The sequence below is a fragment of the Frankia sp. Hr75.2 genome, assembly GCF_949319125.1.
GTDB lineage: Bacteria > Actinomycetota > Actinomycetes > Frankiales > Frankiaceae > Parafrankia > Parafrankia soli.
Map to the genome: position 1 here is coordinate 1 of NZ_CASGGV010000233.1, position 15,219 is coordinate 15,219.

The 15,219-nt window shown below is 68.0% G+C and carries 17 protein-coding genes and 1 pseudogene; 12 read left to right on the forward strand and 6 right to left on the reverse strand.

Annotation, left to right across the window (positions count from 1 at the left end; all coding sequences use genetic code 11):
• The first annotated feature begins 105 nt into the window (after positions 1–105).
• The 3 genes from AC559T_RS16760 (at position 106) to AC559T_RS16770 (ending at position 2,650) form a co-directional block, all read left to right on the forward strand.
• Complete coding sequence (locus AC559T_RS16760) at positions 106–720, forward strand: TetR family transcriptional regulator (protein WP_498869336.1); 615 nt, start codon at positions 106–108, stop codon at positions 718–720.
• Between the two features lie 411 nt (positions 721–1,131).
• A complete protein-coding gene (locus AC559T_RS16765) occupies positions 1,132–2,169 on the forward strand; it encodes a zinc-dependent alcohol dehydrogenase (protein WP_498869337.1) in 1,038 nt (345 codons plus the stop codon).
• Between the two features lie 49 nt (positions 2,170–2,218).
• On the forward strand, positions 2,219–2,650 hold the full coding sequence (locus AC559T_RS16770; protein WP_498869338.1) for a nuclear transport factor 2 family protein: 432 nt from the start codon (positions 2,219–2,221) through the stop codon (positions 2,648–2,650).
• 287 nt (positions 2,651–2,937) lie between these two features.
• Here the strand turns inward: AC559T_RS16770 and AC559T_RS16775 are convergent, their stop codons facing one another.
• Entirely contained in the window at positions 2,938–3,531 is a 594-nt protein-coding gene (locus AC559T_RS16775) for a TetR/AcrR family transcriptional regulator (protein WP_498869339.1), read from the reverse strand.
• A 173-nt stretch (positions 3,532–3,704) separates the two neighbouring features.
• Here AC559T_RS16775 and AC559T_RS16780 point away from each other — a divergent pair, with 173 nt between their 5' ends.
• The 4 genes from AC559T_RS16780 (at position 3,705) to AC559T_RS16795 (ending at position 7,509) form a co-directional block, all read left to right on the forward strand.
• A complete protein-coding gene (locus tag AC559T_RS16780; protein WP_498869340.1) occupies positions 3,705–4,457 on the forward strand; it encodes an NADPH-dependent F420 reductase in 753 nt (250 codons plus the stop codon).
• A 41-nt stretch (positions 4,458–4,498) separates the two neighbouring features.
• Positions 4,499–5,380: an LLM class F420-dependent oxidoreductase gene (locus AC559T_RS16785; protein WP_498869341.1), complete on the forward strand. Its 882-nt coding sequence runs from the start codon at positions 4,499–4,501 to the stop codon at positions 5,378–5,380.
• A gap of 13 nt (positions 5,381–5,393) precedes the next feature.
• Positions 5,394–6,530: an epoxide hydrolase family protein gene (locus tag AC559T_RS16790; RefSeq protein ID WP_498869342.1), complete on the forward strand. Its 1,137-nt coding sequence runs from the start codon at positions 5,394–5,396 to the stop codon at positions 6,528–6,530.
• Positions 6,531–6,606: 76 nt separating this feature from the next.
• Positions 6,607–7,509, forward strand: coding sequence for an FAD:protein FMN transferase (locus tag AC559T_RS16795; protein WP_498869343.1), 903 nt, complete (start codon positions 6,607–6,609; stop codon positions 7,507–7,509).
• Positions 7,510–7,578: 69 nt separating this feature from the next.
• Here the strand turns inward: AC559T_RS16795 and AC559T_RS16800 are convergent, their stop codons facing one another.
• From AC559T_RS16800 to AC559T_RS16810, 3 genes are all read right to left on the reverse strand, one after another.
• A complete protein-coding gene (locus AC559T_RS16800; protein WP_498869344.1) occupies positions 7,579–8,118 on the reverse strand; it encodes a hypothetical protein in 540 nt (179 codons plus the stop codon).
• Entirely contained in the window at positions 8,115–8,363 is a 249-nt protein-coding gene (locus AC559T_RS16805; RefSeq protein WP_498869345.1) for a DUF2255 family protein, read from the reverse strand. Before AC559T_RS16805 ends, AC559T_RS16800 begins: the two co-directional genes overlap by 4 nt.
• Before the next feature lie 143 nt (positions 8,364–8,506).
• The gene (locus tag AC559T_RS16810; protein WP_498869346.1) at positions 8,507–8,809 is read right to left on the reverse strand and encodes an SDR family oxidoreductase; all 303 of its coding nucleotides are present in this window, start codon (positions 8,807–8,809) and stop codon (positions 8,507–8,509) included.
• Positions 8,810–9,163: 354 nt separating this feature from the next.
• Between AC559T_RS16810 and AC559T_RS16815 the strand changes: the two genes are divergently transcribed.
• Positions 9,164–10,057: a helix-turn-helix domain-containing protein gene (locus AC559T_RS16815; protein ID WP_498869347.1), complete on the forward strand. Its 894-nt coding sequence runs from the start codon at positions 9,164–9,166 to the stop codon at positions 10,055–10,057.
• 135 nt (positions 10,058–10,192) lie between these two features.
• Positions 10,193–10,358, forward strand: a pseudogene (locus AC559T_RS16820) (IS5/IS1182 family transposase); the annotation flags it as partial.
• A gap of 102 nt (positions 10,359–10,460) precedes the next feature.
• Here the strand turns inward: AC559T_RS16820 and AC559T_RS16825 are convergent.
• On the reverse strand, positions 10,461–11,375 hold the full coding sequence (locus AC559T_RS16825; RefSeq protein WP_498869348.1) for a helix-turn-helix transcriptional regulator: 915 nt from the start codon (positions 11,373–11,375) through the stop codon (positions 10,461–10,463).
• A gap of 194 nt (positions 11,376–11,569) precedes the next feature.
• On the opposite strand from AC559T_RS16825, the gene AC559T_RS16830 reads away from it, so the two are divergent.
• The 3 genes from AC559T_RS16830 to AC559T_RS16840 all read left to right on the forward strand — a co-directional run bounded on the left by AC559T_RS16830 (position 11,570) and on the right by AC559T_RS16840 (position 14,160).
• Positions 11,570–11,884 carry a helix-turn-helix domain-containing protein gene (locus AC559T_RS16830; protein ID WP_498869349.1) on the forward strand — a complete coding sequence of 105 codons (315 nt, stop codon included), beginning with the start codon at positions 11,570–11,572 and terminating at the stop codon, positions 11,882–11,884.
• Between the two features lie 185 nt (positions 11,885–12,069).
• Positions 12,070–13,161, forward strand: a complete 1,092-nt coding sequence (locus AC559T_RS16835) for a PQQ-dependent sugar dehydrogenase (protein ID WP_498869350.1) — start codon at positions 12,070–12,072, stop codon at positions 13,159–13,161.
• A 63-nt stretch (positions 13,162–13,224) separates the two neighbouring features.
• Positions 13,225–14,160 carry a hypothetical protein gene (locus AC559T_RS16840; RefSeq protein WP_498869351.1) on the forward strand — a complete coding sequence of 312 codons (936 nt, stop codon included), beginning with the start codon at positions 13,225–13,227 and terminating at the stop codon, positions 14,158–14,160.
• A gap of 69 nt (positions 14,161–14,229) precedes the next feature.
• Here AC559T_RS16840 and AC559T_RS16845 read toward each other — a convergent pair whose 3' ends face one another.
• Positions 14,230–15,129 carry a helix-turn-helix transcriptional regulator gene (locus tag AC559T_RS16845; RefSeq protein ID WP_498869352.1) on the reverse strand — a complete coding sequence of 300 codons (900 nt, stop codon included), beginning with the start codon at positions 15,127–15,129 and terminating at the stop codon, positions 14,230–14,232.
• Positions 15,130–15,219: the final 90 nt, after the last annotated feature.

A 15,219-nucleotide genomic window follows, 5' to 3' on the forward strand; every position in this document is an offset into this window, starting at 1 on the left:
AGCCCACCAGGCACCCGAGGGCAGGTTCGGACCCTATGCCAAACACTGAACCCAGTACCACCCTGGACATAGTCACGCAGTTGTGGTGCGCGGTACAGTGCGAACGTGGCGGCCAAGGCGTCTGGAGAGCTGGGGGTCCGCGAGCGCACCCGGCGAGCCGTGCGAGCCGAGCTGGTGTCCGTCGCGATGGACCTGTTCGCCCGCACGGGCTACGAGGCGACGACGATCGACGAGATCGCGGTCGCCGCCGGAATGTCCCGCAGCACCTTCTTCCGCTACTTCGCATCCAAGGAAGACGTCGTACTCGGCCATCTGACCACGATGGGCCGGTCACTTGTCGACGCCCTGGCGGAGCGGCCCGCCGACGAGGATGCCTGGACGGCGCTGCGCCGGGCCTTCGACGTGCTCCTCGACTACCACGCCGGAGACCCACAGGGCACCCTCGGGCTGCGCCTCATGATCGATGGTAGTCCCGAGCTCCGGGCCCGCAACCTGGAAAAGCAGTGCCGATGGCACGAGCCGCTCATCCCGCACATCGCCGCCCGCCTGGGCCCCGTCTCCGCCGAGGCCGGTGTCGACGCGCGCCCCGAGGCGATCATCGGTGCCGCGCTCGCCTGCCTGGAGGCGGCGAACAGAGCATGGCGGGCCACCGACGGCCAGGCACCCCTGGACAAGGTCCTCGACGACGTCATGCGCACCGTCCATCCCGGAGCCTTCTGACCCAGGGAAAGCCGTCGCGTCCCGCCAGGAGCGGCGTTCCAGGTCGCCGCCCGCCGGTCCGGCCGGCAGGAGGGCACAGCCGCGCTCGACCTGTACGCGCCGAGCCCCGCCGTCCACAGCGCCGCCAGCGACTGCCAAAACTGGCACTCGGAGCCCGTAATAAATCTATATGCCCAGACTGGAACTGAGTGCCGCGTTTGGCGTAAGGTCTGCGTGTCGACGCCACATCGCGGCGGCGGCCCGGGCAGCGATCCCCAGTCCGTTCGCGAACACCGTCGCACGACGCTCGCCGCGGCAGCGGCGGCACCAGGCCGGGCCCGCCCCGGCATCACCACCGGGAAGCAGGTCGCCGGGTGGCCGTGCAGTCGTCGAACACCTGAAGTGTCGACACCGGAGCAAGGGAGCACAGGCATGGGTCGGGCGATTGTTTTCAACGGTGACCGGACATGGGAGGAGCGCGACCTGCCGGTGCCCGATCCTCAGCCGGGTGGCGCGGTGCTGCGGGTGGAGGCGACGGGCTTATGCCACGGCGACGTCGACCAGTTCAACGGCATCGGTCGCACCCCGAGAGGCGGGGCGTTCCCCGTGGTTCCAGGCCATGAGGTCGTCGGACGGATCGAGAAAATCGACGCGCGGGCAGCCGAGGAATGGGGCGTCACGGAAGGAGACCGGGTCGCCGTCCGCACGATCGTCATCACCCCCGAAGGCAGCACCCGCGCCTACGGGATCGACTTCTCGGTGAAGGAGGGCTCCGGTCTCTACGGCGGTTACGCCGACTACATGGAGATCCTGCCGGGATCCGCGGTCTACCGCCTCCGGGAGGACCTTCCCGCGGCGGAGCTCACGATCTTCGAGGCGTTGTCCTGCGCGGTCACGTGGGTCCGCCCGGTCAAGGACGGTCACACCGTCGTCATCGAGGGACCCGGCCACATGGGCCTGGCCACCGTCGTCGCGGCCCGCGCCGCGGGCGCTGGCACGATCGTGGTCACCGGCCTCTCGCAGGACCGGTCCCGGCTCGACTGCGCCCTGCAGGTGGGCGCTGACCACGTGATCGACGTCCAGACGGAGAACGCCGCGCAGCGCCTCGCCGACATCACCGGTGGACGCATGGCCGACGTCGTGATCGACGCGGCGTCCGGGAGCTCGGTGACGGTCAACACCGCGATGGAGCTTGTCGGCAGGGGCGGCCACATCGTCATCGCCGGGCTGAAGGACGAGCCGGTGAACGGCCTGGACAGCAACTCGATCCTGTTCCGGGGGATCACCATCAGTCCCGGGGCCGGACTCGACGCGGCCCGCGCGGTCGCGCTTATCAACGACGGCCAGGTGCCGACCACTGCGCTGGCCGGCGAGACCTTCCCGCTCGATCGCTTCGAAGACGCCTTCGCGCTGCTGGATCGCCGTGTCCCCGGCCGTGACGCGGTGCGGGTGTCCCTGCAACTCTCCTGAACAGCTCGCCGGCTCGCCGGTGAGAACCGGCAGTGAGAGGAAGTCCCTGATGGACCTGCAGACGTTATCCGACAAGATCGAGATCAACGAGGTTCTTACCCGGTACGCCCGAAGCTGCGACTCGAGGGACTGGGATCTTTTCCGGACGCTGTTCACCCCTGACGCGTTCCTCGACTACAGCTCGGTGACGTCGGCGGTCGGCTCGCGTGACGAGGTCGCCGCCTGGCTCGAGGCGGGGCTGGGCAGGACGCCGTGGACGCAGCACTTCATCAGCAACGTGGAGATCGACCTCGACGGCGACAGGGCGAAGGTTCGGGCGATGTTTTACAACCCGATGCTGCTGCCGGGGATGACCGAGCTGAGCTACTGCGGCGGCTACTACCACCACGACATGGTGCGGACGCCGCAGGGATGGAAAAGCGAGCGGCTCGTCGAGGAGAACCTGTGGTTCGTGAACCATCCAGGGGCACCCACACCCTGACTACGGCGCGAGCAACGCCGCGACACAGTCCGCTCAGGACGTGTCACTTCGGCTTGATCTTCCGGTGAGTCTCCGCCCCGAGGTGCTACGCGATGCGATGCGGTCCAGCCCCGGGTCCGGGCGCTGCCGGCCACCCTCCCGATCTCCCACCCGGCCATCATCGGCCAGATCCGGCCTGGCCGTCACCGACACCACCACGATCGTCTTCCTCCCTATCCGCCCTGTCACAAGATGATGGCTGGTACCTGTCTCACCTCATGCTGACAGATAGGGGTACCGGGATCTGCTCATCGTGATGCGAGCGCGGCGAAGGCTTCGTCCAGGAGGTCGACGAGGTCGAGCTCACCGTCGGAAGCGGTCCAGTGGTCGACGGCGATGTTCAGGCAGTCCAGGGCGGCGGCGGCGCGTACGGACAGGGCCAGGGTCGCGGGTTTCGGGGAGTCGCCGCGTTCGGCGAGCGCCTGGGCCAGGGCGGGGCGCCAGTTATGCTGCTTCTCCCGCTGTCGCGCACACAGGGCAGGGGTGTCCAGGATGAGGCGCGTCATGGCAAGTGCACTGGCCGAGTCCTGACGGTAGGGCTCGATGAGGGTGTCCAGCGCGTGGCGCAGCGCCGTCCAGTCGTCTTCGTCAGCGGGGCGGCTACGCAGGGCATCGGCGACCTGGTCGCCCTGTGCGTCGAGGGCGCCCAGGACAGCTTCCTCCTTGCTACTGAAGTAGCGCAGGAAAGTGCTCCGGGAGACGCCGGCCGCCGCAGACAGATCGTTGACGGTGACCTTCTCGAAGCCTTCGCGATGGAACAGCTCGAGGGCCACCTGGGCCAGCTTCGTACGGACGGCGGCCCGTGCGATCTCCCTCGTCGTCGTCCGCGCCGCTCCGTTCACCGCGTGATCCTACCTCATCCCCTGGTCCCGGTTTGCACAAACGACACTCAGCCACTAGCATGACACTCAGTTTCATAAACTGCACCTGCACCTATTATAGAATTCGCAGCTCATCTTGGCGTCCCATCGATCCGTGGACGCCGCCTCCCCCGGCGAGACGGAGATATCGCACTGTGACCAAGACTCTCGGACTCATCGGCAGCGGCATGATCGGCGGCGGGCTGGCCCGCCTCGCCGTGGCCGCCGGCCTGGACGTCGTCCTGAGCAACTCTCGCGGCCCCGAGACCCTCGCCGGCCTGGTCGCCGAACTCGGCGAGCACGCGCGCGCCGCCACGCCCACCGAAGCCGCGCAGGCCAGCGATCTGGTGGTTGCGACCATCCCGTTGAACGCCTACCGTCGGCTCCCGGCGGCAGCACTCGCAGGCAAGGTCGTGATCGACACGATGAACTACTACCCGGAACGCGACAACCGCATCGCCGAGCTGGACGCGGGCACGCTGACCTCCAGCGCCCTGGTTCAGCGACACCTGGCCGACTCACACGTGGTCAAGGCGTTCAACAGCATCGACTTCCGCCGCCTGTTCACCTCCGCTCGACCCGCCGGCGCCCCCGACCGCAGCGCCCTGCCCATCGCCGGTGACGACGAGGCCGCCAAGGCAGAAGTGACGATGCTGCTGGACAGGCTGGGCTACGACGCGGTGGACATCGGCACGCTCGCCGAGAGCTGGCGCAGCGAACCCGGCACCCCGGTCTACGTCCAGCCCTACCTCGCGGCACAGCCCGCAGGGATGAGCCAGGACGAGATGCAGCGCTGGTTCTTCGAGACCCCCGGAGTTCCGGTGCCCGCGGGCCGGGTGAAGGAACTGACCGATACGGCCGTCCGACGCTCCGCGAGCGAGGCCCGCGCCACCCTCGCCCGGGACTGAACCGCAAGGCGCGGATCCGGGCTTGCAACAGGGAGGCTGACATGCGGCTGGGCATCAACATCGTCGGGTTCGACCATCCGAACAGGACCGGTGGGCTGGGACCGGAGCTGGCCGCGGCCGGTGCCGCCACCGAGGCCGCGGGGGTGAGCTGGCTGTCGGTGATGGACCACTACTTCCAGATGGAGGAACTGGGCGGCCCCGAGAACGCCATGCTGGAGTGCTACACAACCCTCGGCTACCTCGCCGCGCACACCTCCACCGTTCAACTCGGGGCGCTGGTCACCGGGGTGACCTACCGCCACCCCGGCCTGCTCGCCAAGATTGTCAGCACGCTCGACAACGTCTCCGGCGGCCGGGCCACCCTCGGCATCGGCGCGGCCTGGTACGAGCGCGAACACCTCGGGCTCGGCGTGCCGTTCCCGCCGACGGCCGAGCGGTTCGAACGGCTGGAGGAGACGCTGCAGATCTGCCTGCAGATGTGGAACCCCCAGCACAACGGGCCGTTCGAGGGCACGTACTACCAGCTGGCCGAGACCCGGTCCGTGCCGGCACCGGTGAGCACGCCACGCCCCGAGATCATGATCGGTGGCAGTGGTGAGAAAAAGACCCTGAAACTAGTGGCCCAGTACGCGGACGCCTGCAACCTCGTCGCCTTCTCCCTGACCGAGGTCGCGCACAAACTCGACGTGCTCCGCCGACACTGCGACGACGTCGGCCGGGAGTACACCCAGATCCGAAAGACCGCGATCTACTCCGGCGACACGATCCGACACGGTGACCTCGACGCCTTCGCCAAAGAGATGGCCGACTACGCCACGCTCGGCATCGAAACGGTGATCGTGTCCGTTCCCGCCGTCGGGTCAGCCCGGTGGATCGAGGACCGCGCCACCCCCACAGCGCGGCGGCTGACCGAGCTTGGATGAGATCATGGTCGAGATGAACCGGTACCGCATCGAGATTCCGGACTCCGACTTGGACGACCTGCGCGGACGGCTCGCTCGAACCCGCTGGCCGGAACGCGAGACGGTAGCCGACTGGTCGCAGGGAATCCCGCTGGACTACCTGCGGGAGCTGTGCACCTATTGGGCGGACAGCTACGATTGGCGGGCCACCGAGCGCCGCCTGAACGCCTTCGATCAGGTGAAGGTGGCAGTGGGCGGGTTGGGCATCCACGTGGTGCAGGTGACCTCTCCGCATCCGGGCGCGCTGCCGCTGTTGATGACGCACGGGTGGCCCGGGTCGATCGTCGAGTTTCTCCAGGTCATTGGGCCGCTCACCGACCCCGTCGCGCATGGTGGATCGGCCACCGACGCGTTCCACCTCGTCTTGCCGAGCCTGCCGGGGTACGGATTCAGCGACAAGCCTGCCGCCGTCGGCTGGGGGGTGACCCGGATCGCCGACGCCTGGGCGGAGTTGATGGCGGCGCTCGGCTACGAGCGGTACGCGGTGCAGGGCGGCGACTGGGGAGCGGGGGTGTCGGCGGCGCTCGCTGTCCGGCAGCCGCACGCCGTGCTCGGCCTGCACCTGAACATGCCAGTCGTGGACATGCAGGCGGCAGCAGCGGAGCTGGGCGAGCTGGACGACCGGGACCGGGCGGCGCTGGCCGCGCTCGGACTGTTCGGCAAAGAGGAGGGTGGCTACGTTACCCAGCAGTCCACCCGGCCGCAGACGGTCGGTTACGGTCTGGTCGACTCACCGGCCGGTCTGGCCGGCTGGATCGTTGAGAAGTTTCGCGGTTGGACGGACTGCAACGGCCATCCGGAGAAGATCTTCACCCGTGACCAGCTGCTCGACAACGTGATGATGTACTGGCTGCCGGCAGCGGGTGCGTCGGCAGCCCGGCTGTACTGGGAAAGATCCACGGGGCTGGGCGCGGCCGACCCGGTGGTCGTGCCAACCGGGTGCTCGGTCTTCCCGAAGGAGCAGTTCCGGCCGTCGCGGCGGATGACACAGACCCGGTTCCGGGACCTTCGCTACTGGAATGAGCCAGACCGCGGCGGCCACTTCGCCGCCTTCGAGCAGCCGAACCTGTTCGTGGACGAGCTTCGAGCTTTCTTCCGGCTGCTGCGTTGATCCGATCAAGCGGGCCGCTCGATGCGGGCGTGCTCCGGGACGGTGCCGTCCTCCCCGGCTCGATCCAAGGCGGATCGTGGCGGTGAAGGACGGCAGGAGCATCTTCGCGTTCGATGCCATCGGCACGAGGTGGGAGGTCGAGACCGGTGGGCCACTCGATGCGTGCCTGCGCAGGGAGATTCGCGACCGGATTGAGCGCTTCGATGCCGTGTACTCACGGTTCCGTCCCGATTCGTTGGTGTCCCGAGTGGCGAGGGCCGCGACTGGAGGCCGATTCGATTTTCCCGATGACTCGGCTGTTCTCTTCGATTTGTACGACTTCCTGTTCACCGTTACCGACGGCGCCGTCGACCCCCTGGTAGGTCGTGATCTCGAGCTGTTGGGGTATGACGCCGCGTATTCGCTGTCGCCTGCGAGCAAAGAGACGCGGGAGCAAGAGTACGCGGCGGGGCGACCGAGCTGGGACCATGACGTTGAAAGGGATGGGCCGACCCTTGTCACACGGCGGCCGCTGGTGATCGATGTCGGAGCAGCGGGTAAGGGATACCTCGTCGACATCGTGACAGGCATGCTGCTGGATGCGGGGGTGTCGTCGACGGTTGTCGATGCCAGCGGCGATCTGAAGATCGCGGGGCCGAGTGAGCTGGCGGTGGGGCTGGAGCATCCGCGTGATCCTCGGCGCGTGGTGGGAGTGGCACATCTGCGAGGGGCGGCGTTGTGCGCGTCGGCGGTGACGAAGCGTGCGTGGGGCGAGGGGCTGCACCATGTGATCGACGGGCGCACAGGTGAATCGACCCGGGAGGTGCTGGCGACGTGGACGGTCGCAGACAGGGCTGCGGTGGCGGATGGGCTCGCGACGGCGCTGTTCTTCGTATCGCCTCACCGTCTGACTGAGGTGTTCGAGTTCACCTGGGTACGCATGCTCGCGGATCAACGCTGCGAGGTCTCATCGAATTTCGTCGGCGAGCTGTTCACCTGATAATAACTCTCTACGGCAAGATCCCCGCCATGGTGCCAAATATAGAAGTGCTACGAGAATGTCGCGCCGCTATTCGCGCGCTTCGGACTTGATGCGGGCGAGTGCATCGTTGAATCCGACGGGGCAACCACTGGCTCCGGCCAGCCGACCGACACGTACATCGTCGATGTCCTTACCGATGACGACCGCGGGGACTGCCGCGGCGAAGCGGCGTTGGTACTCCAGAGAAGTCGGATCGGTGGCCGGGGTCGTGACCTCGACCGCAGTGATCACATCATGGTCGAGTGTGATCGTGACCCCGAGGTGGGATGGCAGATTGCCATAGGTGCCGGTCGCGCGGTAAACGCCGTCGGTGTAAGTGGCGTCCGTACCCGATGCGGTACGCCCTGGGACAGGGCCGCTCAACGACGGCAGCGGCCTGGGCAAGGCCCGCCCAGGCCCAGCCGAGCCCGACATGGCCGGGCCAGGCGCCGTCGTGGCCTGGCCCGGTGCCATCGTGTTCGACTCGGTCGGTCCGGATGACGAGCAGCCAGTCATCATCAACGCCGTCAGCCCTGCCACGGCTGCGGAGGCGACGGCCGTTACCTTGCTCGGAGTGGCGATCTTCACCGGGGGTCGATTCGAAGTGTCGTGTGCGTCGCCGGGTCGCTCGTGATCGCCCTTACCGGACCGCCGGCGCCGTACTTCGCGCGGTACGCCGCATTGACCTTGTCGTCGAGGGTGGGATCGAGGGCGAAGGTCACGTCCTTCGTGATGCCGCCCGCCTCGATTCTCCCTTCGCCGAGGGTCCGCGTTCCGCGGAACCAAGCGCTCTCGGGGCCGTAGACCGACCGCACGTAGATCGAATCGCCCACCCGTACCGACCCAGATGGTCACCAGGCCGCGCAGCGTTCCGTCGGGCCGCCTGCCGGCCACCCGCAGTTCGCTAGCGCGTCCTACTCGGTCGAGTTCCTGATCGGTCCAGGGGGCCATGCTCTTCCTCCTTGCTCGGGTGCGGTCAACGCTGCAGGTCGGCGGGCACGTCCTGGTCTGCGCACATGGCGACGATCACCCCGCCATCGATGAGGATGTCCGCGCCGGTTATGAAGGAACCGTCCGGGTCCAGGAGCAGGGCTGCCAAGTCGGCGACGTCGGTGGGGGTGCCCATGCGCTTGGAGGCCGAGGTCTCGGTCATGTGACGGTAGCCCTCGGCGTTGGGACTGGGCATCTCGTCCCACGCGAGCGGGGTGGCGATGATGGCGGGGCTGATGCAGTTGACGCGGGCCTCCTGTTCGCCCCAGTGGATGGCGGCGGCCTGCACGCGCAGTGCGTTGGCCCGCTGGCCAGCGCGCAGGAGGCGCCGGAATTGCCGACGGCATCGGGCGCCAGGAACAGGAGGGCCAGCAGCTCGGCCGTGGGCGTGCAGGCGAGCGCGTGTTCGATCAAGAATGCCACTACCTTCGACACGCTGACGGGGCCGGCCGGGGGACGTCGCCCGGATCGTCGATGAGCGAAGGGTCGTCCGCCGCCGGATGCCTGTTCTTGCATCAGCCTGCTGAACCTGCGTGCCGCGTGGCAGACCGCGTTGTGCCAGGGAGTGGCGTTCAGTGGTGTAGCAGGGCACCCCACGAAGCCACGGGCACTGCCGCGGGTCACGGGCTGCCACACTGGAGTCATGGCACGTGATCAGCACAGCGGCAACAGCGGCGGCGAGCTGGGGCGGTTTCTGCGTGCACGCCGCACCCGGGTGACGCCCGCCGACGTCGGCCTCCCGGCCGGCACCGGGCTGCGCCGCACACCCGGGCTGCGCCGCGAGGAGTTGGCCACGATCGCCGGTATCAGCGTCGACTATTACGCGCGGCTGGAGCGTGGGACAGAGACCCGCCCCAGCCCCTCCGTTATCGACGCTCTCGCCCGCGCCCTGCGGCTGAAGGAGGCCGAATACCGGCACCTGAGGGAGCTCGCCACGGGCACCGACCGGCCCGCGACCGGGCCGGCGGCGGTGCCCACGCGGTCCGTGCCTGACGGCATCAGTCTGCTCCTGGAGACCATGCGACCCAGCCCCGTGTACGTGGTCGGCCGCACCTTCGGTCTGCTCACCGCCAATCCCGGCGGGCTGCGACTGTTCGCCGGGGTGGAGGACTGGCCGAGCGAGCAGCGCAACCTCGCGCGCTACGTCTTCCTCCACCCCGCGGCCCGTGATCTGTTCGATGACTGGAACGCCCCGGCTCACTCCTGCGTCGCGTGGCTACGCGGGCTGGTCGGGATCGAGCCGGACGCCCCCGACCTCACTGGCCTCGTCGAGGAACTTCTGTGCAAGAGCCCGGAGTTCGCCCGTCTGTGGGACCGCTACGACGTCGAGGGAAGCACCCATGGCCGCCGGATCTTCCATCACCCCGACGTCGGCGACCTTACCCTTGGGTTTCGGGGCATGACGCTGAACGGCACCAGCGGGCAGCATCTGGTCGCGTTCTACGCGGAGCCCGGTACCCCCGACCACGACGCGATGACCCTTCTCGACAAGGCCGCGCAGGAGCGATCCTCAGCGACGCCGGAGACGGTGGCCTGAACAGCCCGTTTCGGGCCTGCGAGCAAGATAACTGGGTAGCGGCACCCAGTCGCCAGACACGGTTGAGGCAAGCAGGCTCCATCCAAGGATCTCTACCAAGTTGCCCCTCGCGACCGCGCTGTCGATCGACTGGAGGCCCTGCTGGCCGCGGAGCGGGCCCGCCGCGGCACCCTGGTGGGCAGGCAGGGCGCTGGACTGCCGGGCGCAGGCCATGCTCGTGCTGTGCTGGTTCGTCGACGGCACCCGGGTGGCCCAGCTTGTCCGCGACAACAAGATCGGCCGCTCGACGGGCTACGACTATGCCGCCTACCGACCGCTACTGATCAAGTTGCCGGAAACACCGTTTACGACGTAGTCCCACCCGATAGCGCGTTTACCAATGGCACACGGCCCGTTCCGCTCGTCACTTCGGCGCCTCCGTACGGTGTCCAGACGGCGCACCAATTCTCGACGGGTACACGGACTCAGACGCGGCCAGGTCGAGCAGAAGCAGCGCGTCGTAGTCGGGGGTACCGGGTTCGGCGTAGTACACGACCAGCCGATGGTCGGGGGTGCCTTCCAGTCGCAGGGACTGGTAGCCGAGGGCGAGGTGACCGACGTCGGGGTGGTGGAAGGTTTTACGGCCGTGCGAGTGTCCCTTGACGTCGTAGCGCTCCCACAGGCGTGCGAACTCCGGGCTCTTGAGCAGGAGTTCACCGACGAGCTGAGCCAGATCGGGGGCGTCGGGGTCGGTGCCAGCCAGGGCCCGGAGCCGGGCGACGCAACCGCGAACCTGGTTGCTCCAGTCGTCGAACAGGTCGCGGGCCGCGGGGTGGAGGAAGACGTAGCGGCCGATGTTGCGCTGCTTGGCCGGCCAGCTGTCCATCCCCGCGAACAGCCGCAACCCGCCCGAGTTGTATGCCAGCAGGTCGCCAGTGCGGCTGACCACGTGCGCGGGGTTGGGGCGCAGGCTCTCCAGCAGCAGCTTGATCCCGGGCCGCACGACGCGACTGGGGGCGGCCGGCGGCTCGGGGGCGGTCCGGGCAGCAAGAGCGGCCAGGCTGCACAGATGCCCGTGCTCAACCTCCTCCAGCAGGAGGACGCGGGCGAGGGCGTCGATGACGGACGGGCTGGGGCGGGTCTCCGTCCCCCGTTCCAGACGGGCGTAATGGTCGATGCTGATCCCCGCCAGGGTGGCCAGCTCCTCACGGCGCAGGCCGGGCGTGCGGCGGTGCCCGGAGCCGACGGCCAAGCCAGCTTGCTCGGGCGTCACCCGAGCGCGGCAAGCACGCAGGAAGCGCCCCAGCTCGGTGCCGCCGCTGTGCTGGTCACCATCCATGACCTCAAGTGTGGCGACGCTCCGACCTACGGGAAAGGCACGTGGGATGCCCTGTCACAGCGCGGAACAGCGCTCCACGGCACAACGCGGTCTGTCACATGGCGGGTCTGGGTCGCACGCTTGATGCTCGCAGAAGATCTCCTGAGCCCGTCGATTGTTCAGACAGGCCAATCAACCGACGCCCCTGGAGAAAAATGTTCGGTGTCAACACTGCCGCAGGAGCACCGAACCCGGCCCTAGTCGCCGAGCAGGCCGCCGTCCACAGCTGCACCGCGAGGGGCGGCGCTGTTGCGTTGAGGGGTGACGAGACGCGGCCGTCCCCTCCTGGTGCTGTGTTCAGAAGGGCAGGAGAGGAGCTCGGTTTCCTTCAGCATCTGATGACCCGTCCGGAAAAAATGATCTTCACCGAGGAACTACTCGAGCATGTCTGGTACACGCACGCTGATTATTTCGCCGAAACCGTCCGGACAACCCTCTCCACTTTGCACCACAAGCTGAGCGGCGACTAAATCGAGACCATTATCGGCCGTGGATATCGGCTGCTCAGGCGAGTCTTGTCGGGTGAGGACAATGTCCCACCCGGGGCGAAGTGCGGCTTTTCGGCTGCAGTCTCGGCGGCCTTTACGGTATGCACCAAATGATCATCGAAGCCCTACGGAGGAGCGGCATGGCTACTACAACGACAATTCGGTGGGTGGTCGCGACGATGGTAGCGGCAGGTGTGATGACCGGCTGCGCCGGCAGCGAAGACTCGTCCCGTCCCGAGCCCGGATCGGTCACGACACGTACGGCAGGTAGCGCGCCATCCGGAACGCCGGATCTTGGTGCCGCGGAGGAGCTGGCACGGGGCATCGACGTTCCGTGGGGTGTAACTTTCCTTCCCGGCGGTGATGCGCTGGTCGGAGAGCGCAACACGGGCCGGGTGCTGCGGTTGACGCCGGGCGACGGGGAGTCTCGCCTGGTGTACGAGGTGCCGGACGTGGCGGCGGTCCGGGAGGGTGGCCTGTTGGGGCTCGCTGTCTCGCCGGACTTCCCCACCGACGGTTTCGTCTACGCCTACGTCACCACGGCGCAGGACAACAGAATCGTCCGGTTCCGACTCGCCGGCGACCAGCAGCCTGAAGTGATCTTCAGCGGTATCGCCAGTGCCTCGGTCCACAATGGCGGGCGAATCGCGTTCGGCCCCGACGGCATGCTGTACATCGGGACCGGAGACGGCTTTGAATCCCCGCGCGCACAGGACCCGGCGAGCCTCAACGGCAAGATTCTCCGGCTGACGCCGGACGGTGAGCCCGCGCCGGGAAACCCGACAGCGGAGTCGCCGGTCTACAGCCTGGGACATCGCAATGTGCAAGGAATGGCCTGGGACGCCGCGGGCCGGCTGTTCGCCGCAGAACTCGGCCAGAACGACTTGGACGAAGTCAACCTCATCGAAGCGGGACGCAACTACGGCTGGCCCATGGTGGAGGGCAGCGGTGACACCCAAGGCGGCCGCTACACCAACCCCGTCGTCACATGGCCGGTCAGCGAAGCATCGCCCTCGGGAATCGCCATCGCCGGGAACACGGCTTATGTGGCAGCGCTACGCGGCCAGCGGCTGTGGTCCATCCCTCTTGACGGGACCGGGGTGGGCGAGCCCACCGCGCACTTTCAGGGCAAGTACGGCCGCCTGCGCACCGTGCAGGTCGCGCCGGACGGTGCGCTGTGGCTGACCACGTCCAATACCGACAATCACGTCGCACCACGCGAGGGCGACGACCGGATCCTGCGCTTCCCAGCGCGCTAGCCAACCATGCGGACCCACTCATTCAGAGGTCGCCAGATGTGGAAACGATCCGGACATGCTGCTGTGGCAACCGTCGCCGTGGTGGCGCTGACTGCATGCACGGGCTCGGAACAGGCATGCCCGGACACGGTCGTCAGCAATGTGGGCACTGTCGCGTCGTTCGACTTCGCCGCGGGAGAGGCACCCGAGAACGTCACGGTCAACCCGGACGGCTCGCTGACGGTCTCCATGCTGGGCAGCCCGGCCGGAGAGCGGCCAGTGCTGCTGCGCATCGGCCAGAACGGGGAGCGTGAGCAGCTGGCCGCCGGGCAGTCCGGCGACACGATCACCGGAAACACCCGCGACGGTGACGGCATCCGCTACTACAACGTGGCGTCCGCAGCCGCGGACAGGGCAGGCGTGTGGCACCTGACTCCGGCCGGCACCGCACGGCGAATCGCCGGGCTGCCCACCGATGGACTCGCCAACGGCCTGGCCATCGACCCGTCTCGGGGCACGCTGTATGCCGCTGACAGCCGGCGAGGCACCATCTGGACGGTGACCTCCGCCGGTGGCGAGGCAACAGCCTGGCTGACCGATCCCGCCCTGGCACCGGGGCCGTCCGCCTCACTGGGTGCCAACGGGCTCCGTTTTCACAACGGCGCGGTCTGGGTCTCGAACTTCAGTCGAGGCACTCTGCTGCGGATACCGATCGCCGATTCCGGAGCGGCCGAGCGAATCCAGGTCGTAAGCAGTGAACTCGACGGAATCGACGACTTCAGCTTTCTGACCGGTACGTCCGATGTGGCGATCGTAGCGCTCAACACATCGCACCGGATCGCTGTCGTCTACCCGAATGACACCATACTGACCGCTTCGGACGGCCTGGCCTCCCCGACCTCGACTGCTGTCCGCGATGAACAGCTCTACATCACCGACGGCGGGCTCGTTGCACCCCACGACGCGAAGCTGCAGCGCGCAACACTCGACGTCGCCGCCTTGCTCGACGACTCCTGCTGAAGGCGTCATCCTGAGGGCCCCTCCCCCATCGGCGTGGGCCGGCGGCGAGATGGCATGCGTCAGTGCGGGTCAGGTGTCAGCGGCAGGCTGGCCCGCCTGGGTGTTCTTCGCGGGCCGGGCGGACCAGCTGGACAGAAGCTGCAGCGCGGCCTGGGTCGCGGAGTCGGGCTCGGCGCTGTACATGACCAGGCTTTGACCCGGATCTGACGGTAGCGGCATCGACTCGAAGGGCAACTCGAGGTCACCGACCACCGGGTGGTGAATGCGTTTGGCCCCGGTCAGGTGTGCTCGGACGTCGTACGAAGCCCAGCGGGCCCGGAAATCGTCGCTGCGCGTCGAGAGCAGGCCGATCAGGTTCGACAGGTGCTCGTCGTAGGGGTCGCGCCCAGCCGAGCCGCGCAGCAGGGCGACGGCGTCGTCGGCGGCTTGGCTCCAGTCGCGCCAGAAGTCACCGGCGTGCCGGTCGAGGAACAGGAACCGGGCATGGTTCGGTGGCTTCACCGAGTCAGCGAAGATCGGCGCGTACAAGGCCCGGCCGAGCTCGTTGGCAGCCAGGATGTCCAGGCGCGAGTCGACGATCAACGCCGGGGTCAGTACCATCGAGTCCATGATCCGCTGCACCGCCGGGCGGACCCGGACCTGCGGCGGACGGCGGCGCGCAGGCGGACGGCTACTGCTTACCGTCTGCACCAGGTCGTTGAGGTGGGCCCGTTCGTCGTCGGACAGCTGCAAGGCGTGGGCAATACCGTCCAGAACGCTCTCGGAGGCCCCGGCGACGTTGCCACGCTCCAAGCGGGTGTAGTACTCGGCGCTGATACCGGCCAGGGTGGCGACTTCCTCACGGCGCAACCCGGCGACACGCCGGCTGCTGCCGTACACCCGCAGCCCGGCCTGCTCGGGGGTGATCCGCGCCCGCCGGGTGGTCAGGAACTCCCGGATGTCGGCGCGGACCTGCTGCTTGTCAGCCATGGCTCCGACCGTAGGCATCCGTTTCGCCCTGCTGGGAGACCCTGCCAGGACCCCCTTGCCCGGGCCCCCGACGGCAAGGCCTCCCGCCCG